A 23,066-nucleotide genomic window follows, 5' to 3' on the forward strand; every position below is an offset into this window, starting at 1 on the left:
ACGCCCGGTTACATTTCGAACCCGGAAGCTAAGCCTTACAGCGCCGATGGTACTGCAGGGGGGACCCTGTGGGAGAGTAGGACGCCGCCGAACAAATCTTGAGAAAACCCCCGGCCGGGGATACCGGTTCGGGGGTTTTCTGCGTTCCGGGTTCGGTTGTTTTTGGGGCTCTTGAGAAAGAGCCCTCTCGTCCTACATGTCCCTTGTCCTACAGGCGTCCGGCCGTCTTCAGTGCCAGATACGCATCCGCGAGTGCCGGCGCCAGTTCGTCCGGTGTCTCGTCGACGACCGTGACTCCGTGGCGGCGGAGTTGTTCTGCGGTGCGGTGGCGTTCGCTCTGGGCCTGGGCTGCGGCCGCGGCGTCGTAGACGGCCTCGGTGTTGCCGCGGGACCTGGTCATCCGGGCGATGTGCGGGTCGGCGACCGAGGCCACCAGAACCGTGTGGCGCTGGGTGAGTTGGGAGAGCACGGGGAGCAGGCCTTCTTCCACCGGGGCCGTGTCGAGGCTTGTGAGCAGCACGATGAGCGAGCGGCGGGGGGCCGTCCGCAGGGCGGTCGCTGCCAGGCCCCGGGCGTCCAGTTCGACCAGTTCGGGTTCGAGTGTGGCCATCGCGTTGACCAGCGACGGGAGGACGTCGCGGGCGGTGCGGCCCTGGACGTGGCCGCGTACGCGGCGGTCGTAGGCGAGCAGGTCCACCCGGTCGCCGGCGCGGGAGGCGAGTGCTGCCAGGAGCAGGGCCGCGTCCATGGAGGCATCTAGGCGTGGGGCGTCGCCCACGCGACCCGCGGACGTGCGTCCGGTGTCCAGGACCAGGAGGATGTGGCGGTCGCGCTCGGGGCGCCATGTGCGGACGGCGACCGTGGACTGGCGGGCGGTTGCGCGCCAGTCGATCGAGCGGGTGTCGTCGCCGGGGACGTACTCGCGCAGGCTGTCGAATTCTGTTCCCTCGCCGCGCGTGAGCACGCTGGTGCGGCCGTCCAGTTCGCGGAGGCGGGCCAGCTTCGAGGGGAGGTGTTTGCGGCTGGTGAAGGGCGGCAGGACGCGTACGGTCCAGGGGACTTTGTGGGTGCCTTGACGGGCGAACAGGCCGAGGGGGCCGTACGAGCGGATCGTCACTCTGTCCGCCCGGCGGTCGCCGCGGCGGGTCGGGCGCAGGCGGGTGGTGAGGCGTCGGCGTTCGCCTGCGGGGACCGTGAGGCGGTGACGGGACGCCGCGACCTCCGTGCCGGGCTCCCAGCTGCTCGGCGGCCAGGCGTCGCGCAGGCGAGCCCGGAGGAGGCGACGGGACGGGTTGGTGACCGTGAGGGTGACGTCCGCGGCCTCACCCAGGCGTACGGACGAGTCACCGGAGCGGGTCAGGCCGAGGCGTCGTACCGGAGCTGCCAGGGCGAAGTCGCAGGCGCAGGCCGCGGCGATGGGGGCGTTCACGGCGAGGAGGCCCGTCCAACCGGGGTCCCAGATGCCGACGGGGAGGGAGCCGAGGGCCGCGAGGAGCGCGGCGCGTCCGGTGATGGCCATCAGCGGGGGACGGGGACGTGGGCGAGGATCGCGTTGATGACGGAGTCTGCCGTGACGCCTTCCATCTCCGCCTCGGGGCGCAGTTGCACGCGGTGGCGGAGGGTGGGGAGGGCCAGTGCCTTGACGTCGTCGGGGATGACGTAGTCGCGGCCGGTGAGCCATGCCCACGCGCGCGCGGTGGCGAGGAGGGCCGTCGCGCCGCGCGGGGAGACGCCCAGGGTGAGGGACGGGGACTCGCGGGTGGCTCGGCAGATGTCCACCACGTAGGCGGTGATCTCCGGGGAGATCGCCGTCTTGGCGACGGCTGCGCGTGCGGCCTCCAGATCGGCCGGGCCGGCCACGGGGCGTACGCCGGCGGCGCGCAGGTCGCGTGGGTTGAAGCCCTCGGCGTGGCGGGTGAGGACGTCGATCTCGTCCTGGCGGGAGGGCAGAGGGATCGTCAGTTTGAGGAGGAAGCGGTCCAGTTGGGCCTCGGGGAGGGGGTACGTGCCCTCGTACTCGACCGGGTTCTGGGTCGCGGCGACCAGGAACGGGTCGGGGAGGGGGCGCGGAGTGCCGTCGACCGTGACCTGGCGCTCCTCCATGGCCTCCAGCAGGGACGACTGGGTCTTCGGGGGCGTGCGGTTGATCTCGTCGGCCAGGAGGAGGTTGGTGAAGACCGGGCCGGGCTGGAAGGAGAACTCGGCGGTGCGGGTGTCGTAGACCAACGAGCCCGTGATGTCGCTCGGCATCAGGTCCGGGGTGAACTGCACGCGCTTGGTGTCGAGTTCGAGTGCGGATGCCAGGGCGCGGACGAGCAGGGTCTTGGCGACTCCGGGGACGCCTTCGAGGAGGACGTGTCCGCGGCAGAGGAGTGCGACGACGAGACCGGTCACGGCGGGGTCCTGGCCGACCACGGCTTTGGCGATCTCGGCGCGCAGGGCTTCCAGGGAGGCTCGGGCCCGGCCTGGGTCCCCGGTGTACCCGGCGTTGTCAGTGGTCGGGTCCATCATGGACGGCGTACCTCTCTTTCGAGGGCGTCGAGTTGGTCGGCGAGTGCGATGAGGGCCGTGTCGTCGCTGGGCGGCGGGCCGAAGAGGAGAGAGTGCAGGGACTGTCCGCCGCCGTGGAGATGGGCGGACAGGGCGGGGAGCAGGGCCTCGGGCGCGTGCGCCTGGGCGACGGGGACGCCGACGAGGGGGGCGAGGCGGATGCGGGTGGAGGAGCGAAGAGCGGCGGCCGCGCGGTCGCGGGCGTTCGCCTTGCGGTAGAGGCGGGCACGGCCTTCGACGGTTTCGGAGGCGCGGATCGCCACAGGGAGCTTTTCGGGCACGAGGGGGCCGAGCCGGCGTGCCCGCCAGAGGGCGGCGAGGGCTGCCGCGACGAAGAGCTGCACGGTGCCCCAGATCCAGCCGGAGGGCAGCAGGTCGAGGAAGCCCTTCTTCTCGCCCGTGCCGGTGGCCGAGGTGTCGGAGAGCGAGGGGAGGTACCAGACCAGATGAGGGCGGGAGCCGAGGAGTTGGAGGGCGAGCGAGGCGTTGCCCTGCTTGTCGAGACGGTCGTTGAGGAGGATGTCCGGCGCGCCGATGACGACGGTGTCGCCGTTTCCGGAGGCTGCCGGGACGCGCACAAGGGTGGCCAGGCGCTCGCTCGGGTAGCACTCGTCGGCGTCGAGGCGGGTGGTGGTGTAGCGGATGCCGCCCGTGTCGGCGGTGCCCGCGCGGCGGGCGGCGGGCAGTCGGCACTCGGGGGCCAGCGTCGAATCGAAGCTGATGGCCGGGTCCGCGGTGACCCCGGGGACGAGCTTCTCGATGGACGCGCCGCCCGGAGCGACGAGGACGGTGCGGCCGCCGGATCCCGCGATCGCGGAGTGCAGCCGGCTCTGCTGGGACTTCGTCAGAAGGTCGGGCACGGCGATCAGGAGAGTGGTGTCCGGGGCAGCGGCGGCGCGCGCCTCGCCCAGGGTGGTGACCACGCGCGTGGACACCCCGCGCTCGGCGAGGAGTTCGGCGACGGCGCGGCTGCCGTAGGGGCCGACGGAGCGCGGGTCGAGTTCGCCGTGCTTGGTGTCGGAGCGGACCACGGCGATCGCGACGGCCGCGGCCAGGAGGGCCACGAGTGCGAGCGCGATGCCTCGCGTGCGGGTCCACAGCTGGCGGGCGGTGGGCGAGGCCGAGGTGGACGGGAGCGTGACCTCGGTGGTCATCCGGCGGCTCCCTGGCGGGTGCTGTCGGCCGTGCTGGAACTGCTGCTCGCGAGCTGGGGCTTGCTGCGTTCGAGGTCGCGGTCGAGGTCGGCCATACGGTCGTACGACTGCTCGGTCGCCCTTCGGCCGCCGTACGTCACGTCGTCGAAGTCCCGGGCCGCGGCGCGCAGTCGGTCGGTGTGGGCGGGCAGGGCGCGGCCCGCTTCGGCGGCTGCCTCGTCCGCGGTGCGGCCGGGGCGGACGTCGAGGAGGGCGCGCTCCTCCAGGGAGCGGACGATGGCGCGCGTGCGCTCCTGGACGGCCTGGTTCCAGTGGCCCTGGGCGGCGTGCGCCTCGGCGGCTGCGCGGTGTTCTGCGGCGCTGCGGGGGCGGTCGTCGAACAGGGCGGCGGACGAGGCGGGTTCGCGGCGTGGCGTGCCCAGGCGCCACCACAGGGCGCCCAGGACCGCGACGACGGCCACGATGATGACGACCAGGCCGAACGTGCCCCCTGGCGTCGCGGTCGCGGCCGAGCCGAAGAGCTTGCCGATCCAGTCCCAGAAGGCGTTCAGGGCGCGCTCGAACAGGCTGGGGTCGTTCTCGTGGTACATGCGCTTGGACAGCTCACGACGGGCCGCCTCGCGCGCGGGGCCCCGCGGAATCGTGACCGGCGGTTCGCCGCCGGAGCGGGCCGGCGACAGGACCGATGTGTTGCCGGCCCTGAGCAGGATCCGCAGGGCCGATCCTGAGGCGCGTGGCAGGGCCGTGGGCACCGCCGTGAGAACTCCCCCCGTCAGGCTCACGGCATCAGCCTCCAGAGCCGGCGTCGGCGCCGTAGCCCGTGACGCCTGCGGCGCGGGCCAGTTCGAGGTCGAGGGCCTCGCGGCGGATGCGCTGGTCGATGTAGAGAAGCACGGTGACGCCGGCGTTGATCGGGTACGTGATCATGGAGCCGATCACAGAGCCGATCCCGCTGATGATCAGGAACGTCCAACCGAGGTCGCCCGTGCCGGAGTTGAGGAGCCCGGTGATGCCGTCGCCGCTGAACGCCGCGGCGATGAAGGTGAAGGGGATGACGACGATCGCCGAGATGATGTTGGCGATGATCCCGGCGAGCAGCAGGATGCCGAAGACCCGCCACCAGGAGCCGCGGACGAGCTTCACGGACCGGCTCATCGACTTCACCACGCCCCGCTTCTCCAGCATCAGCGCGGGAGAGGCGAGAGAGAAGCGGATCATCAGCCACAGGGCGACGATGCCGCCGCCGAGGCCGCCCAGGGCGGCGAGCGCGAAACCGGCCGCGGAGTTGGCGAAGACGGCCACGAGGATGCCCGGCAGCATGCCGCCGAAGACGATCGCGGCGGCGATGACGAGCAGCAGCAGGATCAGGCCGAGAAGCTTGAGCACCTGGGGCCGGGCGTCGCGCCAGGCCTCGCCGGTGGTCACGGGCCGGCCGAGGACCGCACGGCTGGTGACGGTGGTGAGCAGGGCGGTCGCGGCGACCGTGGCGATCAGGGAGACCAGGAAGATGGCACCGGAGCTGAGCATGGCCTCGCCCAGGGCACGCGTCAGTTCCTTCGCGGTGGCGCTCGGCTCGTCGAGGGCCGCGGTGCTGGCGTCGTTGAGCACGAGGCCCCGGAGCAGGACGACGATGATCTCGGTGAGCACCGCGACGGTCAGGGAGATGCCCAGGACCGTGCGCCAGTAGGTGCGCATGGTGGAGACCGCACCGTCGAGGATCTCGCCCACGCCGAGCGGGCGGAGCGGGATGACGCCCGGCTTCGCGGCGGGCGGGGGGCCGCCCCAGCCGCCGCCCCATCCGGGGTGGCCGGGAGTGCCGTAGGGGCCGTGGCCCTGGGGAGGCTGGGGGCCCCAGCCGGGGCCGGGCGGCGGTGGTGGCGGCGGGCCGGGCCGGGCGGAGCTGCCGGGTCCGGTGGGCGCGGACCACTGGCCTGCGGGCGGCTGCTCCTTGGACCACTGCGGGCCGTGGCCCTGTGCGTCGGCACCGTCCTGCGGCTCGGGACCGGGCTGGTCCGCGGGACCGGGACGGTCGGCAGGGCCGGACGTGCCGGACTCCTGCCCGTCGGAGGGGGCGGATCCGGGCGAGGCCCAGCCCGGAGTGTCTTTCATCGTCGCTCCTTCACGGTGCCCGTCCGCGGTCGCGGCTGCAGGTTGGCAGCCATCGTGCCATGGGGTGGTCGCCCGGGTACCGGCCGCGGTAGGGGCTGGACACCTTCAATTGTCCGCCGCAGAAGGGGCAGACTGACCGCATGGCTGATCAGTACGCGCATTCCGGCGAAGACAGCGGGCCGACCGAGATCCCGGCGATCCGATGGGAGGAACCACCCGAAGGCCCGGTCCTGGTCCTGCTGGACCAGACGAGGCTGCCGGCCGAGGAGGTCGAGTTGGTCTGCACGGACGCGTCCGTGCTGGTGGAGGCGATCCGTTCGCTCGCCGTGCGCGGGGCGCCGCTGCTCGGGATCGCCGGAGCGTACGGCGTCGCGCTCGCCGCCGCGCGCGGATTCGACGTGGACGAGGCCGCGACCGTGCTCGCGGGTGCCCGGCCCACCGCGGTGAACCTCGCCGGCGGTGTGCGCAGGGCGCAGGCGGCGCACCGGGCCGAGTTCGCCAGGAGCGGCGACCCTACGGCGGCGGCGAGTGCGGCGCTCGCCGCGGCGCGGCGGCTGCACCGGGAGGACGCCCAGGCCAGCGCGCGTATGGCCGAGCGCGGGCTGGCGCTCCTGGACGAGCTGCTGCCGGCCGGCGGGCACCGGGTTCTGACGCACTGCAACACCGGATCGCTGGTGTCGGGCGGGGAGGGGACGGCGTTCGCGGTGGCGCTCGCGGCGCACCGGGCCGGGAGGCTGCGGCGGCTGTGGGTGGACGAGACGCGTCCGCTGCTGCAGGGTGCCCGGCTGACCGCGTACGAGGCGGCGCGCAGAGGCATGCCGTACACGTTGCTCACGGACAACGCGGCGGGCTCCCTGTTCGCGGCCGGTGAGGTGGACGCCGTACTGATCGGGGCGGACCGGATCGCGGCCGACGGGTCGGTGGCGAACAAGGTGGGCAGCTATCCGCTCGCGGTGCTGGCGCGGTACCACCATGTGCCGTTCATCGTGGTGGCGCCGGTGACGACGGTGGACCCGGACACCCCGGACGGGGCGTCCATCGAGGTCGAGCAGCGGCCCGGTCACGAGGTCACCGAGGTCGTGGCGCCTCAGGTGCCGATGGCTGGAGCGGAGGCAGGAGCCGGAATCCCGGTGGCGCCCCTGGGCACGCAGGCGTACAACCCGGCGTTCGACGTGACGCCGCCCGAGCTGGTGACCGCGATCGTGACGGAGGAGGGCACTGTTTCGCCGGTGACCGCCGAGGCGCTGGCCGAGCTCTGTGCCAGGTCGCGCCAGGTGTCGATCGGCTGAGGAGACCGGCGGCCGAGCCGGTGCCCGCAGGGTCGGGCGGGCGCCTGCGCGTCCCGTCGGGCCGGTTCTGCGGTGCTCCGTCGGGCCGCCCCTGTGGTCAGGGTGCGCCTACGCTGGGTGATTGACGGCCGTTGATGACATCGGCGTCGACGGACGAGGCAGACAGTGACGGCGGAGTACGACTATCGTCACGGGCCAGTGACCCTGCTCACCTGCACCTCTGCCACTGTTACGAGAATGGGATGATGTCGTTTATGAAGGGACGAGTCCTTGTCGTCGACGACGACACGGCACTGGCCGAGATGCTCGGCATTGTGCTGCGTGGTGAAGGTTTCGAGCCGTCTTTCGTAGCCGACGGCGACAAGGCGCTGGCCGCCTTCCGTGAGAGCAAGCCCGATCTCGTGCTGCTCGACCTGATGCTGCCCGGACGGGACGGCATCGAGGTCTGCCGCCTGATCAGGGCCGAGTCCGGCGTGCCGATCGTGATGCTCACCGCAAAGAGCGACACGGTCGACGTGGTGGTCGGGCTGGAGTCGGGCGCCGACGACTACATCGTCAAGCCGTTCAAGCCGAAGGAGCTCGTCGCCCGTATCAGGGCGCGGCTGCGGAGGTCGGAGGAGCCGGCGCCGGAGCAGCTGGCCATAGGCGACCTCGTCATCGACGTGGCCGGTCACTCCGTGAAGCGGGACGGGCAGTCGATCGCGCTGACGCCGCTGGAGTTCGACCTGCTGGTCGCGCTGGCGCGCAAGCCGTGGCAGGTGTTCACGCGTGAGGTGCTGCTCGAGCAGGTGTGGGGCTACCGCCATGCCGCGGACACCCGCCTGGTCAACGTGCATGTGCAGCGGCTGCGCTCCAAGGTGGAGAAGGACCCCGAGCGGCCGGAGATCGTGGTGACCGTGCGGGGCGTCGGTTACAAGGCAGGGCCGAGCTGACATGTCCGGTCACAGTGCCGCTTCGGCGCCCGGGCCGGGCGAGGCCCGCGCGGAGCGGCCTGTCGGCCGGAGGACGGCGGGCTCCCGATGGGAGCGTCTGCTGCAGGGCGGTGTGCTGCAGGGCGGCGTCCAGGGCAGCCCCGTCCTGCGCCTGTTCATGCGCTGGGTGCGCCGGCCGCTGCTGCCCGTCATGCGGCTGTGGCGCCGCAACATCCAGCTCAAGGTCGTCGCCACGACGCTGCTGATGTCGCTCGGTGTCGTCCTGCTGCTGGGCTTCGTCGTGATCGGGCAGGTGCGCAACGGCCTGCTGGACGCCAAGGTGAAGGCCTCGCAGAGTCAGGCCACCGGCGGCTTCGCGGTGGCCAAGCAGAGGGCCGACGAGGCGGCGGCCGGAACCACCGACGGCGGTACGACGGCGGACGGCCGTCCCTCGCAGAACGTCATCCAGTGGATGAGCGACCTGGTTTCCTCGCTCTCCAGCGGCGGTCAGGGCGCCTTCGACGTGGTCACCCTGCCCGCCGGGGACAACGGCGGCGGCGGGCGCGGTCCGCGCGCCTCCGGCGACGTCGACCCCTCCGCCAGCGTCCCCGAGGACCTGCGGACGCGGATCAGCGACGGCGCGGGTGCCGCCCAGAGCTACACCAGCATCATCTACAGCAACGACAAGGAGTCCCAGCCGGCGCTTGTCATCGGCAAGCAGGTCAACGACCCGAACGGCGACCCGTACCAGCTCTACTACCTCTTCCCGCTCACGCAGGAGGAGAAGTCGCTGAGCCTGGTCAAGGGCACCCTGGCGACCGCCGGGCTCTTCGTCGTCGTCCTGCTCGGGGCCATCGCCTGGCTGGTGGTGCGGCAGGTCGTGACGCCGGTGCGGATGGCGGCCGGGATCGCCGAGCGGCTGTCCGCCGGGCGTCTCCAGGAACGTATGAAGGTCACCGGCGAGGACGACATCGCACGGCTCGGCGAGGCCTTCAACAAGATGGCGCAGAACCTGCAGCTGAAGATCCAGCAGCTGGAGGACCTGTCGCGGATGCAGCGGCGGTTCGTGTCGGACGTCTCGCACGAACTGCGGACGCCGCTGACGACCGTACGGATGGCCGCCGACGTCATCCACGAGGCGCGGGAGGACTTCGACCCGGTCACCGCGCGGTCGGCGGAACTGCTGGCCGACCAGCTGGACCGGTTCGAGTCGCTGCTCGCGGACCTGCTGGAGATCAGCAGGTTCGACGCGGGCGCGGCGGCGCTGGAGGCGGAGCCGATAGACCTCAGGGAGGTCGTGCGGCGGGTCGTCAGCGGGGCGGAGCCGCTCGCCGAACGCAAGGGGACGTTGATACGCGTGGCGGGCGACCAGCAGCCCGTCGTCGCGGAGGCGGACGCCCGGCGCGTGGAGCGGGTGCTGCGCAACCTCGTCGTCAACGCCGTGGAGCACGGCGAGGGCAAGGACGTCGTGGTCAAGCTCGCCACGGCGGGCGGGGCGGTCGCGGTCGCGGTGCGCGACTACGGCGTCGGGCTCAAGCCCGGCGAGGCCACGCGCGTGTTCAGCCGTTTCTGGCGGGCCGACCCGGCACGCGCGCGTACCACCGGTGGCACGGGCCTCGGTCTTTCCATCGCCCTGGAGGACGCGCGGCTGCACGGCGGCTGGCTCCAGGCATGGGGTGAGCCGGGCGGCGGCTCGCAGTTCCGGCTGACGCTCCCGCGGACCGCGGACGAGCCGCTGCGAGGCTCGCCGATACCGCTGGAGCCCAAGGACTCGCGGCGCAATCGCGGACTCGACGACGCGGGGCTGCCGCGCGGCGGCGGTGACAAGGCCGCCACCGTGCCCGCGCAGCCCGCCGGGGACCAGATGAAACCGATAGCCCCGCGGCTGAACGGCACGGCCCCCACCGCCGACCCGACGGCCCTGCCGGGCAACGGCGCGCGTGTGGTGCCCCGGCCCGCCTCGGGAACGCGGCGGCAGGACGAAACGTCCAGTGAGGACGGGGCGCCGGACGAGGCCCCGGGCCGCCCGGGCAGCGGGCCGGAGGACTCGAAGAAGCAGGGGGAGGCATTTCGTGGGCGCTGACCGCGACGGGGGTGGCCGGCGCAGACCTGTTCGTGCGGCGGCGTACGGCGTCTGCGGCGTCGTACTGCTGGCGGGGTGTGCCTCGATGCCCGACAGCGGAGACGTGAGCGGTGTCGACTCCACACCGCGCCAGGACACCCAGGTACGCGTCTTCGCCATGCCGCCCCCGGACAACGCCCAGCCCTCGGACATCGTTTCGGGTTTCCTCGAGGCGCTGACCAGTGACGACCCGAGCTATTCGACGGCGCGCCAGTATCTGACCAAGGCGGCCTCGCAGGCGTGGAAGCCGGGGCTGTCCAGCACGGTCCTCGCCGACGGGCCGGGCATCGACCCCAACCGCCTCGGCGGCCGTGAGGACAGCGACGACCTCTCGTTCACGCTGACCGGCGCGAAGGTCGCCAGGGTGGACGCGCAGCAGGCGTACGCGCCCGCGCAAGGGTCGTACAACCAGCCGGTGCACCTCACGCGCGACAAGAAGACCAAGCAGTGGCGCATCGACACGCTTCCCCAGGGCGTCGTCATGGGCAAGTCGGACTTCCAGCGCAACTACATGGCCGTCAACAAGTACTACTTCGCCACGGACACCGCGGCCGGGACGGCGGCGCAGCCCGCGGCCGTCGCGGACCCCGTGTACGTGCGCCGGCGCGTGGACCCGATGACGCAGATGGTCCGCTCGCTGCTCAACGGGCCCACCCACTGGCTCGACCCCGTGGTGCGGACGAGTTTCCCCACCGGTACGGAGCTGCAGAAGGGCGTCACCACGTTGACGCCCGACGACCAGAACAAGCTGACCGTGCCGCTGAACGCGAACGCCGCCCGGGCCGGTGCGCGCAAGTGCAACGAGATGGCGGCGCAGATCCTGTTCACGCTCCAGACGCTCACCCCGGCGGTGGACGAGATCGAGCTGCGGTCGGGCAAGACGCAGCTGTGCTCGCTCGCGGAGGAGCGGGCCGACGACGTCGCCTCGCGCGGCTCTGCGGAGCACCCCGGCTACGTGTACTTCCTCGACAACAAGAGCCGGCTCGTACGGCTGGCGCCCGCAGCCAACAGCACCAAGGCCGACCCGGTGCCCGGGGCTCTGGGTGAGGGCAGCAGGCAACTGCGGTCCGTCGCCGTCTCGCGCCAAGAGGACACGGCGGCCGCGGTGAGCGCCGACGGCAAGAACCTGTACGTCGCGTCACTGGCGTCCGGCAGTTCCCTCGGGGACCCCGTGCTGGTCAGCCACGGCAAGACGGAGAAGGACCGGCTGACGGCGCCCAGCTGGGACGCGAACGGCGACCTCTGGGTGGCCGACCGCGACCCCGGCAAGCCCCGGCTGCTCCTGCTGGAGCAGGGCAAGGGTGAACCGCTCGAGGTGAAGATCCCGGCCCTGGACGGCCAGATCCAGGACGTCCGGGTTGCCGCCGACGGCGTGCGGATCGCGCTCGTGGTGGCTAAGGGCGACAAGACGTCCCTGCTCATCGGGCGGATCGAGCGGCGGCAGGACTCCGGGGATGCCCGAGGGTCGGTCTCGGTGCTCGAACTGCGCTCGGCGTCACCGGAGTTGGAGAACGTCACGGCCATGTCCTGGGCCGGGGACAGCCGGCTCGTCGTGGCCGGTCGCGAACAGGGCGGACTGCAGACCATGCGCTACGTCCAGGCGGACGGCTCCACGCCGGAGGGCCCGGCGCCCGCGGCTCTCAGCGGGATCAAGGAGATCACCGCGACCGAGTCCGACAGCCTGCCCATGGTGGCGTACTCCGAGGACGGGATCGTACGGCTGCCGACCGGGGCGCAGTGGCAGAAGGTCACGGACGGACTGGCGCCGGTCTATCCCGGGTGAGATCCGTGCGGGATGCGCCTGTGCGGGGCCTCGTGCGCGGCTGTGCAGGACAGTCACGTGCGTGCGTGTAGGCCGGTCGCGTGCGCCCGGGCGGAGTCGTCGTGGACCCGGGCGCTCGTTGTGGACCCGGGCGCAGTCGTCGCGGGCCCGCTTTGCGCCTGGGACGAGTTGTCCACAGGGAGTTTTCCACAGGGGTGGCCGGGTGACTCGGGCATTGGCACAGTGGTGGGCATGCGGGGGTGGTGGCAGGACCTCACCGACCTGGTGCTGCCGGCCGAGTGCGGAGGCTGCGGGATGCCTCGCACGGCGCTCTGCCCGGAGTGCCGTGCGGCTCTGAGCGGGGCCGCACCGGGCCGGGTGCGACCGGTGCCAGAGCCGCCCGGGCTGCCCGTGGTGCACGCGGCCGCCCGGTACGCCGACGAGGTCCGGGCCGTGCTCCTGGCACACAAGGAGCGCGGCGCGCTGGCCCTCGCCGGACCGCTCGGCACGGCCCTGGCAGGGGCTGTGCGGTCCGGGCTCGGTCAGGCGTCGGGTGCGGTGGCCTCGGGCGGTGAGCCGCCCGTGCTGCTCGTTCCCGTTCCGTCCTCGCGCGGGGCGGTGCGCGCACGGGGACACGATCCGGCGCGGCGGATTGCGCTCGCGGCGGCAGGTGAGCTGCGGCGGGCCGGGACCGCCGCCAGGGTGCTGGCCGTGCTGCGGCAGCGGCGTGCCGTGGCCGACCAGTCGGGTCTCAACTCCAGGCAGCGGCTGGAGAATCTGGCGGGCGCGCTGGCCGTGGCGCCCGGAGGTGAGCGGCTGCTGCGCGCCGGTCCGGTCGTGCTCGTCGACGACCTGATGACGACGGGCGCGTCTTTGACGGAGGCGGCGCGTGCCGTGCGGGCGGCGGCGAAGCCGGAGGAAAGGCTGATTCCGTACGGAGATTCAACTAGGGCCGTGTACACGGGAGCTGCGCGGGAAGTGTTGGGGGAACGAAGCGTTGGATCAAGAGAAGAAGGGACCGGCCGAGGGCACGCAGTGCCGCTGACAGCGGGCGCGCGCGCCGCGGGTGACGTCGTCTGCGCAGCTGTGATCGCAGCCCCGCCGGATTCCTTCGAAAGAAACCGGAACTGACTGCGAAGTTGCATCGTTGCAGGTAATGAGAGGGTCAATTCACCTGAACGGAGGTACGCCGCGGTAGAGGGTGACGACATCCGTCCGGGCGAGATATGTTCGGTTGTGAGAGAAAGGCGCAGGCCGTCCCTCGCATACCCGAATGCCGCGCTGCGGGTTTTCACAATCACCCGCAGCGGTGGAGTGGAGATCTTGTCCGCGGGGGAGGAGGTGGAAGTCACCGAGTCCGAGGTTCCGGAGTTGCCGGAGCCTGGTGCAAAAGGGAGATGCTCCGCCGCCGAAGCGGAGTGATCCGGGAACGGAGTTCTGCGTGGACATCGTCGTCAAGGGCCGCAAGACCGAGGTGCCCGAGCGGTTCCGCAAGCACGTGGCCGAGAAGCTGAACCTGGAGAAGATCCAGAAGCTCGATGGCAAGGTGATCAGCCTCGACGTCGAGGTGTCCAAGGAGCCCAACCCCCGACAGGCCGACCGGTGTGACCGAGTGGAGATCACGCTCCGCTCCCGCGGTCCGGTGATCCGGGCGGAGGCAGCGGCCAGCGATCCGTACGCCGCACTCGACATGGCGGCGGAGAAGCTGGGGGCCCGGCTGCGCAAGCAGCACGACAAGCGGTTCTCCCGTCGCGGCGCGCGCAGGATCTCGGCGGCAGAGGTCCCCGACCACGTCCCCGGCGCGGCGACGCTCAACGGTCACGGCGAGGCGGTCCACGACGACGAGCCGGACGGCGTGCCCACCAAGAAGATCGGCTCTCTCGAGGTCAAGGGCGAAGGCCCCCTCGTCGTCCGCGAAAAGACCCACGTAGCCGCCCCGATGACACTCGACCAGGCCCTCTACGAGATGGAACTGGTCGGCCACGACTTCTATCTGTTCGTCGACTCCGAGACCAAGGAGCCCAGTGTCGTCTACCGGCGGCACGCCTATGACTACGGGGTCATCCACCTCAGCACGGACCCGATGGTCGCCCAGGCGCATGCTCCCGCGCCGGGCGGCACGCTGGGTGGCTGACGCGCGCGGCTGACGACTCGGTCGGTGCCCCTGGAGCGCCTGTGCGCCCCCAGGGGCATCGGTGTGCAACCTCTTCGCGACCCGTTCCGTCACCGCGTTGTCGCCCGGGCATGGAATCATGGCCGCAACGGTCCAACCGGTGGGCCGTTGCCTTGGGTTGGCGTTGGCGCAGCACCACAGGCCACAGCCTCAGGGGGAGGAACGATGGCGGACAGCTTCGGACCGATGCATGACGAGGATGCCGACGACGGCGTCGTCGGCATGGGCCCGGAAGCGGGCTCTCCACGCAAGGAGCCGATCAGAGTCCTGGTCGTGGACGACCACGCGCTCTTCCGCCGGGGTCTGGAGATCGTGCTCGCGGCCGAGGAGGACATCCAGGTCGTCGGGGAGGCCGGGGACGGTGCGGAGGCCGTGGACAAGGCCGCCGACCTGCTGCCCGACATCGTCCTGATGGACGTGCGGATGCCCAAGCGGGGCGGCATCGAGGCCTGCACCTCCATCAAGGAGGTCGCCCCCAGCGCCAAGATCATCATGCTGACGATCAGCGACGAGGAGGCCGACCTCTACGACGCGATCAAGGCGGGCGCGACCGGATATCTGCTCAAGGAGATCTCCACGGACGAGGTGGCCACCGCGATTCGCGCGGTGGCCGACGGGCAGTCGCAGATCAGCCCGTCCATGGCGTCGAAGCTGCTCACCGAGTTCAAGTCGATGATCCAGCGCACCGACGAGCGCCGGCTGGTCCCCGCCCCGCGGCTCACCGACCGCGAGCTGGAGGTCCTCAAGCTCGTCGCGACCGGCATGAACAACCGGGACATCGCCAAGGAGTTGTACATCTCCGAGAACACCGTGAAGAACCACGTGCGCAACATCCTGGAGAAGCTGCAGCTGCACTCCAGGATGGAAGCGGTGGTGTATGCGATGCGGGAGAAGATCCTCGAGATCCGGTGAGGCTCAGCCGAGCGCGCGGGTGAGTTCCTTGGCCAGGGGCTCGCGCAGCTCGGGTGCCTCCACCCGCTCCACGCGTACGTCGGTGCAGTCGACCCAGCTCGCCGCCTCCACCAGGGCCTGGGCCACCGCGGGCACCGCCTTGGGGCCGTCCAGCGTGACCTGCCTGGCCACCAGAGTGCTTCCTTCGCGGGCCGGGTCGACGCGGCCGACCAGCCGGCCGCCCGCGAGGACCGGCATCGCGAAGTAGCCGTACACCCGCTTCGGCTTGGGGACGTAGGCCTCCAGGCGGTGGGTGAAGCCGAAGATCCGCTCCGTGCGCGCTCTTTCCCAGACGAGGGAGTCGAAGGGCGACAGGAGCGTGGTGCGGTGGCGGCCACGCGGCGGGGTCTCCAGGGCCGCCGGGTCGGCCCAGGCCGGCTTGCCCCAGCCCTCGACCGTGACCGGGACCAGGCCCGAGTCGGCGACGACCGCGTCCACCTGCTCGCCCTTGAGGCGGTGGTAGTCGGCGATGTCCGCGCGCGTGCCGACACCCAGGGACTGGCCCGCCAGGCGGACCAGCCGGCGCAGGCACTCCGTGTCGTCCAGCTCGTCGTGCAGCAGATCCTGCGGGATCGCGCGCTCGGCGAGGTCGTAGACCCGCTTCCAGCCCCTGCGCTCCACGCACACGACCTCGCCGTACATCAGCGCGCGCTCGACGGCGACCTTGGCGCCGGACCAGTCCCACCACTCGCTGGTGCGCTTCGCGCCGCCCAACTCGGTGGCGGTCAGCGGGCCTTCGGCGCGGAGCTGCTTGACGACCTGGTCGTAGGCGCCGTCCGGGAGCTCGTGGTTCCAGTGCGGGCGGCCGCGGTAGGCGCGGCGGCGGAAGGCGAAGTGGGGCCACTCCTCGACGGGGAGGATGCACGCGGCGTGCGACCAGTACTCGAAGGCGTGCGGGTGGGCGGAGGGGGCCTTCCAGTAGGCGCTCTCCACGGTCTTGCGGCCCACCGCGCCGAGCCGGGCGTACGGGATGAGCTCGTGGGAGCGCGCCAGGACCGAGATCGTGTCCAGCTGGACCGCGCCGAGATGGCGGAGGACGCCGCGAACTCCGGCCCCGCGGTCGGGGCTGCCGAGGAGGCCCTGGGCGCGGAGCGCGATACGACGGGCTTCGTCCGCCGAGAGGTGGGTGGTGGGGCGCGGGGTCGTCATGGTCCGCACGATAGAAGGCGGGACTGACAATCGCCGACGACCTGCGGATACGTAAGCGGAAGGCCGGTGTTGAGCACGGCTATGCGCCCGGCGCCGGCAGATAGGGAGCCGTCGACGCAAGGCCCAGGTCCGAGGGCAGCAGCGAACCCACCCAGCAGTCGCGACGCACGCCCTGGTGGACGATCGCGGAGCGCAGCATGCCCTCGATGACGAAACCGGCGCGTTCCGCCACCGCGCGCGAGGCCCTGTTGCCCACCTCCGCACGCCACTCCACGCGGTCGACCGACAGGTCGGTGAAGGCCCAGCGGGACGCGGCGACCGCGGCCTCCGTGACGTAGCCCCTGCCGCGGTGCTCCTTGGCGCCCCAGAAGCCGATCTCGGTCACGCTCAGGGAGTGCATGGTCAGGCCGAGCATGCCCACCAGTTCCTCCCCTTCGGGGAGGAAGAGGCCGAAGGTGAGCATCGAGCCGGTCGCCCAGCCCTCGGGGACGAGCTGGTGGGTGAAGGCCCGTGCGTGCTCCGGGAGATAGGGAGAGGGGATCGTGGTCCAGCGCAGGATGTCGGGGTCCTGGGCGGCGGCGTGCACGGCGTCGGTGTGCTCGGGACCGACCGTGCGCAGAAGGAGGCGGGCGGTCGTGAGCGTCACGGGTTCCATCGGCCGATTCTGCTCGGAGGTCGATGAAGACGCCATGTTTTTGGCCGTGTGTGAGCGGGTGATCACAATTCGCGCAATTCGGCGGCAGGGTGCGGCACCAACCGCCGGGCCCGTCCGTTGTCCCTTTTGAAGAAGATTTTGAAGCGGTGCGAGGAGCCTCCTGCGCTCGTCGTCCCGGCAGGCTCCCGGCTTGGTGGGGTCCTCGCATACGATGGCCGTTGCTCAGTACGTCCAATGGAAACCGACCGTCCCAGGCCCGACCGGCAAGGAGACCAACCCCCGTGTCCGTCCTTTCGAAGATCATGCGTGCAGGCGAAGGCAAGATCCTGCGCAAGCTGCACCGCATCGCGGACCAGGTCAACTCCATCGAAGAGGATTTCGTCGCCCTCTCCGACGCCGAGCTGCGGGCCCTCACCGATGAGTACAAGCAGCGGTACGCGGACGGCGAGAGCCTGGACGACCTGCTTCCCGAGGCGTTCGCCACCGTGCGCGAGGCGGCCAAGCGCGTCCTCGGCCAGCGCCACTACGACGTGCAGATGATGGGCGGCGCCGCCCTCCACCTCGGCTATGTCGCCGAGATGAAGACCGGTGAGGGCAAGACCCTGGTCGGCACCCTGCCGGCGTATCTGAACGCGCTGTCGGGAGACGGCGTCCACATCGTCACGGTCAACGACTACCTGGCCGAGCGTGACTCCGAGATGATGGGCCGCGTCCACAAGTTCCTGGGTCTGGAAGTCGGCTGCATCCTCGCCAACATGACGCCGGCCCAGCGCCGTGAGCAGTACGCCATGGACATCACGTACGGCACGAACAACGAGTTCGGCTTCGACTACCTCCGCGACAACATGGCGTGGTCCCAGGACGAACTCGTCCAGCGCGGGCACAACTTCGCCATCGTCGACGAGGTCGACTCCATCCTCGTCGACGAGGCCCGTACGCCGCTGATCATCTCCGGCCCGGCCGACCAGGCCACCAAGTGGTACGGCGACTTCGCCAAGCTGGTCCTGCGCCTGAAGAGGGGCGAGGCGGGCAACCAGCTCAAGGGCGAGGAGGAGACCGGCGACTACGACGTCGACGAGAAGAAGCGCACGGTCGCCATCCACGAGCCCGGCGTCAGCAAGGTCGAGGACTGGCTGGGCATCGACAACCTCTACGAGTCGGTGAACACGCCTCTGGTGGGCTACCTGAACAACGCCATCAAGGCCAAGGAGCTCTTCAAGAAGGACAAGGACTACGTCGTCATCGACGGCGAGGTCATGATCGTCGACGAGCACACCGGCCGTATCCTCGCCGGCCGCCGCTACAACGAGGGCATGCACCAGGCGATCGAGGCGAAGGAAGGGGTGGACATCAAGGACGAGAACCAGACCCTTGCCACGATCACCCTGCAGAACTTCTTCCGCCTCTACGACAAGCTCTCCGGCATGACCGGTACGGCGATGACCGAGGCCGCCGAGTTCCACCAGATCTACAAGCTCGGCGTCGTCCCGATCCCGACCAACAAGCCGATGGTCCGCATGGACCAGTCGGACCTGATCTACCGCACCGAGGTGGCCAAGTTCGAGGCGGTCGTCGACGACATCGCCGAGAAGCACGAGAAGGGCCAGCCGATCCTCGTCGGTACGACGTCGGTCGAGAAGTCCGAGTACCTCTCGCAGCAGCTTTCCAAGCGCGGCATCCAGCACGAGGTGCTGAACGCGAAGCAGCACGACCGTGAGGCGCCGATCATCGCCCAGGCCGGCCGCAAGGGCGCCGTGACCGTGGCCACGAACATGGCCGGCCGTGGTACGGACATCAAGCTCGGCGGCAACCCGGACGACCTCGCCGAGGCGGAGCTGCGTCAGCACGGCCTCGACCCCGAGGAGCACATCGAGGAGTGGGCCCAGGCTCTGCCTGCCGCCCTGAAGCGGGCCGAGCAGGCCGTGAAGGCGGAGTTCGAGGAGGTCAAGAACCTCGGCGGGCTCTACGTCCTGGGCACCGAGCGGCACGAGTCGCGCCGTATCGACAACCAGCTGCGCGGTCGTTCCGGCCGTCAGGGCGACCCCGGCGAGTCCCGCTTCTACCTCTCCCTCGGCGACGACCTGATGAGGCTCTTCAAGGCCCAGATGGTCGAGCGCGTGATGTCGATGGCGAACGTCCCGGACGACGTGCCGATCGAGAACAAGATGGTCACGCGCGCGATCGCGTCCGCCCAGTCGCAGGTCGAGCAGCAGAACTTCGAGACCCGTAAGAACGTCCTGAAGTACGACGAGGTCCTCAACCGCCAGCGCGAGGTCATCTACGGCGAGCGCCGCCGCGTCCTGGAGGGCGAGGACCTGCAGGAGCAGGTCGTCCACTTCATGGACGACACGATCGACGCGTACATCTCCGCCGAGACGGCCGAGGGATTCGCGGAGGACTGGGACCTGGAGCGCCTGTGGGGTGCCTTCCGGCAGCTCTACCCGGTGAAGGTGACCGTCGAGGAGCTGGAGGAGGCGGCCGGCGACCGTGCCGGTCTGACCGCCGAGTACATCTCCGAGTCCATCAAGGACGACATCCACGAGCAGTACGAGGGCCGCGAGGCGCAGCTCGGCTCCGAGATCATGCGTGAGCTGGAGCGCCGGGTCGTGCTGTCGGTCCTCGACCGCAAGTGGCGCGAGCACCTCTACGAGATGGACTACCTCCAGGAGGGCATCGGCCTGCGCGCGATGGCGCAGAAGGACCCGCTGGTCGAGTACCAGCGCGAGGGCTTCGACATGTTCACCGCCATGATGGAGGGCATCAAGGAGGAGTCCGTCGGCTACCTGTTCAACCTGGAGGTCCAGGTCGAGCAGCAGGTCGAGGAGGTCCCCGTCGAGGACGCGGCGCCGGTCGACATGGACAAGCAGGACGCGGTGCCGGCGCAGGCGGGCGCCCGCCCGGAGATCCGCGCGAAGGGCCTGGACGCCCCGCAGCGCCGCAACCTCCACTTCTCCGCGCCGACCGTGGATGGCGAGGGCGGCACCATCGAGGGCGACTTCGTCGGAGACGACGAGCCGGTGCGCTCCGAGGCCGACGGCCTCACGCGCGCGGAGCGCCGCAAGCAGGCGCGGGGCGGGCGTCGCCGCAAGAAGTAGTCGACGCCGGAAACCGGTCGCCGTAGGAACGAGCAGTGGCGCCCACGGCGCCGTGGCGGCTTGAAGGGCCGGGTCCCCTCGGGGGGATCCGGCCCTTCGGCGTCCTAGTCGTCGCCGGTGGGGCGCGGGGGCCGGGGACCGCCGAGCTCCACCGCGGTGCAGCGCCAGCGGAGGTCCCGGCCGCGTTCCAGGCGGAAGGCCATGGCCCGCAGCTGGTCGCCCGCGCCGACGCGGGCGAACGCCTCGACGGCGCCGGGACGGGCCTCGTAGTAGCCGATGTCGCGGACGACCGGGCGGGCGCCGCGGGCGCGCAGGGGGCTGCGTTCGGCGAGCCAGGCCAGCTCGTCGTAGGCGCGGCCCGCGGTGTGCCCGAGCATCGCGTGGACCGGGCGCAGGCCGCTCAGCACGGCGACCAGGAGCTCGGCGAAGAGGTCGGTGGGGCGGGGCTGGGACGCGGGCCCGGTGAGTGGGGCGGTCGTCGTCCCCGCCCGCGCGGCCGGGAGCGCCGGCGGGCGGTTGTCGGCGGGCCGGGTGCCGGGGGAGAGGGCGTCGGTCCGGGCGCGTGGCGGCCGGCCGCCGCCGGGAGCGGTGCGAGTCGGGGTGCCGCCCGGGGTGCGGGGTGGGGTGCCGCCCGGGCGGCGGGAGTCGCGGCGGCCGGCCGGGCGGGACCCCGGCTGGTGCTGTGCCCTGGTCATGACCTTGTGCATGCGCGTCCCCGCTCTGTGAGCCCGATCGATACCGGGCGGTAACTTGCTGTCGGGGATCTTGTACGGGGCGGAGGACGGCGGCGGCAAGGACCCGCGGGCCCGGGTCGGGGCGGCCGGAATGTTCACCTATCAGGGTGACGGAGGGGGTGCCCGAGCCCATGATCACGGGGGTGTGCCGGGTGAGTCGCGAGGCCGGAGGTGGACGCTCGCGGACCGGTGGGCGGGGACTCGAAAGGGGACTCCCGCACGTATCCTGAAGGCCCTCCGAGCGGCGCGGGAGCGCCCAGCCACCGACCACGAAAGCAGCGGCCATGCGCGTCTACGTCCCCCTGACCCTCTCCGGTCTCGCCGAGGCGTACAGGACGGGAGAGCTGGGAGCGGGGCCGCTCGTCGCGTACGCCGTGACGCCCGCCCTGCGCGAGTGGTACCTCTCGGACGACATCGAGGAGCTGGAGTACGCGGCGCTGAACCGCGCCGCACTCGCCTCGCTCCGGCTCCTGGCCGCGGACCCCGGGGCGGCCCGGCGCCGGGTCGTGGTCGCGGTCGACGTGCCCGACGGCGCGGCCGCCGCCGACCCCGACCGGGGTCTGGACCCGGCCGCGCTCGGCGAGGTGCGGGTGACCGGGCCCGTGCGGCTGGCCAAGGCGGCCGCCGTGCACGTCGACCTCGACGACGCGGAGGCGGACGTGACCGCGGCGGCCGGGGCGCTGGAGGCCGCGGACGGCGGCGACGACGACGCGCAGTTCGTCGTGGACGGGGCCGAGGACCACGAGCTGCTCTGGTACGCGACGCAGGAGATCCCCAACCTGGTGGGGCCGGGGGACTGATCCCGGCCGTCCCCGTCCGCACCCGGCCATCTTCTGCTCAAGTGCCCTCTGACCTGCGGAGCTCTTGATTGTCAGTGGTGGCGGGTACCTTTTTCGACATGGGGAAGAAGACAGCGGCGGCGCACATCGTCTGGGACTGGAACGGCACGCTGTTCCACGACAACGACGCGATCATCGGGGCGACGAACGCGGCCTTCGCGGAGCTCGGCATGGAGCCGATCACGATGGAGCAGTACCGCGCGCTGTACTGCGTGCCGGTGCCGAAGTTCTACGAACGGCTCCTGGGGCGGCTGCCGACGGACGCCGAGTGGCTGGTCATGGACGAGACCTTCCACCGCTACTACGCCGAGCAGCGGGCCATGTGCGGGCTCACCACGGGCGCGACGGACCTGCTGGCCGGGTGGCAGTCGGCCGGCTGCAGCCAGTCGATCCTCAGCATGTACGTGCACGACGAACTGGTCCCGCTGGTGCGGGGGTTCGGAATAGAGCCGCACTTCCTGCGGGTCGACGGGCGGACGGGACCCTCGGGCGGCAGCAAGGCGGAGCACATGGTGCGCCACCTCGGTTCGCTGGCAGGCGTGGACCCGGCCCGGACCGTGGTCATAGGCGACGCCGCGGACGACGCGGTCGCAGCGCGGCACGCGGGGGCGCAGGCCGTGCTCTACACCGGGGGCTCGCACAGCCGGGCCAGCCTGGAGGTGGTCGGGGCGCCGGTGGTGGACACGCTGGAGGACGCCGTGGCGGAGGCGCAGCGCCTGGCGGCGTAACCGGCAACAGCCGCGCCGGCGGGAGACCGCAGCCGGCCGGCTTCACCAGCAAACCGCCCACGCTGGCCAACCGCTCACGCAGCCAACCGCTCACGCAGGCCGACCGCTCCCGCAGCCAACCGCTCACGCAGGCCGACCGCTCCCGCAGCCCATCGCTCCCGCAGCCCATCGCTCACGCAGCCCATCGCTCACGCAGGCCGATGGCTCACCCCGGCCGACGGATCACGTCACCGGTGCCTTGGCGCGCAGCACCGTCAGGAACTCGCGCATCCAGCTCGGGTGGTCCGGCCAGGCTCGGGACGAGACCAGGGTGCCGTCGACCACGGCCGCGGTGTCCTGGAAATCGGCGCCGGCGGCCTGCATGTCGGGTTCCAGCGCGGGATACGCCGTGACCCGGCGGCCGCGCAGGCTGTCGACCGCGGCGGTGAGCAGGGGGCCGTGGCAGATCTGGGCGACCGGCTTGTCCGCGTCGAAGAAGGACTTGAGGATCTTGCGGAGTTCCGGGTCGTTGCGCAGGTACTCGGGGGCGCGCCCGCCGGGGATGACGAGGGCGGCGTACTGACCGGGATCGACCTCGGCGAAGGCGAGGTCGGCGGGCCAGGTGTAGCCGGGCTTCTCGGTGTAGGTGTCGAAGCCGGGTTCGAAGTCGTGGACCACGAACTGGAGCTTCTTGCGGGAGGGGGCCGCGATATGGACCTCGTACCCCTCCTCCTGGAGACGCTGGTAGGGGTACAGGACCTCGAGCGACTCCGCTGCGTCGCCGGTGACGATGAGGATTTTCGCTGTCATGTCGGGCCGCTCCCCTCGGGCGGGCGTGCGCTGTCATGGTCAACGTGCCTCCTGGG

19 protein-coding genes and 1 rRNA gene are annotated in these 23,066 nt (G+C 71.4%); 11 read left to right on the top strand and 9 right to left on the bottom strand.

Annotated features, from left to right (window positions below):
* A 5S ribosomal RNA gene (gene rrf / locus ACIBN2_RS14330) occupies positions 1–93 on the top strand; the annotation flags it as partial.
* Positions 94–208: 115 nt separating this feature from the next.
* On the opposite strand, the gene ACIBN2_RS14335 is transcribed toward rrf, so the two are convergent.
* Genes ACIBN2_RS14335 through ACIBN2_RS14355 form a run of 5 tightly spaced genes read right to left on the bottom strand, consistent with a single transcriptional unit; the run spans position 209 to position 5,813 of the window.
* Positions 209–1,519, bottom strand: coding sequence for a DUF58 domain-containing protein (locus tag ACIBN2_RS14335; RefSeq protein ID WP_399134646.1), 1,311 nt, complete (start codon positions 1,517–1,519; stop codon positions 209–211).
* A complete protein-coding gene (locus ACIBN2_RS14340; RefSeq protein ID WP_399135238.1) occupies positions 1,519–2,508 on the bottom strand; it encodes an AAA family ATPase in 990 nt (329 codons plus the stop codon). The genes ACIBN2_RS14335 and ACIBN2_RS14340 overlap by 1 nt, the downstream gene beginning before the upstream one ends.
* A complete protein-coding gene (locus ACIBN2_RS14345) occupies positions 2,508–3,704 on the bottom strand; it encodes a DUF4350 domain-containing protein (protein ID WP_399134647.1) in 1,197 nt (398 codons plus the stop codon). The genes ACIBN2_RS14340 and ACIBN2_RS14345 overlap by 1 nt, the downstream gene beginning before the upstream one ends.
* Complete coding sequence (locus ACIBN2_RS14350; RefSeq protein ID WP_399134648.1) at positions 3,701–4,486, bottom strand: DUF4129 domain-containing protein; 786 nt, start codon at positions 4,484–4,486, stop codon at positions 3,701–3,703. The genes ACIBN2_RS14345 and ACIBN2_RS14350 overlap by 4 nt, the downstream gene beginning before the upstream one ends.
* Positions 4,487–4,490: 4 nt before the next feature.
* Entirely contained in the window at positions 4,491–5,813 is a 1,323-nt protein-coding gene (locus ACIBN2_RS14355) for a hypothetical protein (RefSeq protein ID WP_399134649.1), read from the bottom strand.
* A gap of 140 nt (positions 5,814–5,953) precedes the next feature.
* On the opposite strand from ACIBN2_RS14355, the gene mtnA reads away from it, so the two are divergent.
* The 7 genes from mtnA to ACIBN2_RS14390 all read left to right on the top strand — a co-directional run bounded on the left by mtnA (position 5,954) and on the right by ACIBN2_RS14390 (position 14,982).
* Positions 5,954–7,102: an S-methyl-5-thioribose-1-phosphate isomerase gene (gene mtnA / locus ACIBN2_RS14360; RefSeq protein WP_399134650.1), complete on the top strand. Its 1,149-nt coding sequence runs from the start codon at positions 5,954–5,956 to the stop codon at positions 7,100–7,102.
* Between the two features lie 242 nt (positions 7,103–7,344).
* On the top strand, positions 7,345–8,034 hold the full coding sequence (gene mtrA / locus ACIBN2_RS14365) for a two-component system response regulator MtrA (RefSeq protein WP_187284748.1): 690 nt from the start codon (positions 7,345–7,347) through the stop codon (positions 8,032–8,034).
* Between the two features lies 1 nt (position 8,035).
* Positions 8,036–10,096, top strand: a complete 2,061-nt coding sequence (gene mtrB / locus ACIBN2_RS14370; RefSeq protein WP_399134651.1) for an MtrAB system histidine kinase MtrB — start codon at positions 8,036–8,038, stop codon at positions 10,094–10,096.
* Positions 10,086–11,918 (top strand): LpqB family beta-propeller domain-containing protein, encoded by a 1,833-nt coding sequence (locus ACIBN2_RS14375; RefSeq protein WP_399134652.1) that lies wholly within the window; start codon positions 10,086–10,088, stop codon positions 11,916–11,918. Before mtrB ends, ACIBN2_RS14375 begins: the two co-directional genes overlap by 11 nt.
* A gap of 231 nt (positions 11,919–12,149) precedes the next feature.
* Positions 12,150–13,028 (top strand): ComF family protein, encoded by an 879-nt coding sequence (locus ACIBN2_RS14380; protein WP_399134654.1) that lies wholly within the window; start codon positions 12,150–12,152, stop codon positions 13,026–13,028.
* Between the two features lie 310 nt (positions 13,029–13,338).
* Entirely contained in the window at positions 13,339–14,031 is a 693-nt protein-coding gene (hpf, locus tag ACIBN2_RS14385) for a ribosome hibernation-promoting factor, HPF/YfiA family (protein WP_399134655.1), read from the top strand.
* Between the two features lie 204 nt (positions 14,032–14,235).
* A complete protein-coding gene (locus ACIBN2_RS14390; RefSeq protein WP_384250253.1) occupies positions 14,236–14,982 on the top strand; it encodes a response regulator in 747 nt (248 codons plus the stop codon).
* A 3-nt stretch (positions 14,983–14,985) separates the two neighbouring features.
* On the opposite strand, the gene ACIBN2_RS14395 is transcribed toward ACIBN2_RS14390, so the two are convergent.
* Positions 14,986–16,170: a winged helix-turn-helix domain-containing protein gene (locus tag ACIBN2_RS14395; protein ID WP_399134656.1), complete on the bottom strand. Its 1,185-nt coding sequence runs from the start codon at positions 16,168–16,170 to the stop codon at positions 14,986–14,988.
* A 79-nt stretch (positions 16,171–16,249) separates the two neighbouring features.
* Positions 16,250–16,825: a GNAT family N-acetyltransferase gene (locus tag ACIBN2_RS14400; protein ID WP_399134657.1), complete on the bottom strand. Its 576-nt coding sequence runs from the start codon at positions 16,823–16,825 to the stop codon at positions 16,250–16,252.
* 281 nt (positions 16,826–17,106) lie between these two features.
* On the opposite strand from ACIBN2_RS14400, the gene secA reads away from it, so the two are divergent.
* Positions 17,107–19,920, top strand: coding sequence for a preprotein translocase subunit SecA (gene secA, locus ACIBN2_RS14405; RefSeq protein ID WP_399134658.1), 2,814 nt, complete (start codon positions 17,107–17,109; stop codon positions 19,918–19,920).
* Between the two features lie 104 nt (positions 19,921–20,024).
* On the opposite strand, the gene ACIBN2_RS14410 is transcribed toward secA, so the two are convergent.
* Positions 20,025–20,627: an Rv3235 family protein gene (locus tag ACIBN2_RS14410; RefSeq protein WP_399134659.1), complete on the bottom strand. Its 603-nt coding sequence runs from the start codon at positions 20,625–20,627 to the stop codon at positions 20,025–20,027.
* Between the two features lie 311 nt (positions 20,628–20,938).
* Here ACIBN2_RS14410 and ACIBN2_RS14415 point away from each other — a divergent pair, with 311 nt between their 5' ends.
* Positions 20,939–21,454 carry a DUF6912 family protein gene (locus ACIBN2_RS14415; RefSeq protein ID WP_399134660.1) on the top strand — a complete coding sequence of 172 codons (516 nt, stop codon included), beginning with the start codon at positions 20,939–20,941 and terminating at the stop codon, positions 21,452–21,454.
* 98 nt (positions 21,455–21,552) lie between these two features.
* Positions 21,553–22,221, top strand: a complete 669-nt coding sequence (locus ACIBN2_RS14420; RefSeq protein WP_399134661.1) for an HAD family hydrolase — start codon at positions 21,553–21,555, stop codon at positions 22,219–22,221.
* Positions 22,222–22,443: 222 nt separating this feature from the next.
* Here ACIBN2_RS14420 and ACIBN2_RS14425 read toward each other — a convergent pair whose 3' ends face one another.
* Positions 22,444–23,010: a DJ-1/PfpI family protein gene (locus ACIBN2_RS14425; protein ID WP_399134662.1), complete on the bottom strand. Its 567-nt coding sequence runs from the start codon at positions 23,008–23,010 to the stop codon at positions 22,444–22,446.
* Positions 23,011–23,066: the final 56 nt, after the last annotated feature.

It is taken from the genome of Streptomyces sp. NPDC050534, from assembly GCF_044457745.1.
GTDB lineage: Bacteria > Actinomycetota > Actinomycetes > Streptomycetales > Streptomycetaceae > Streptomyces.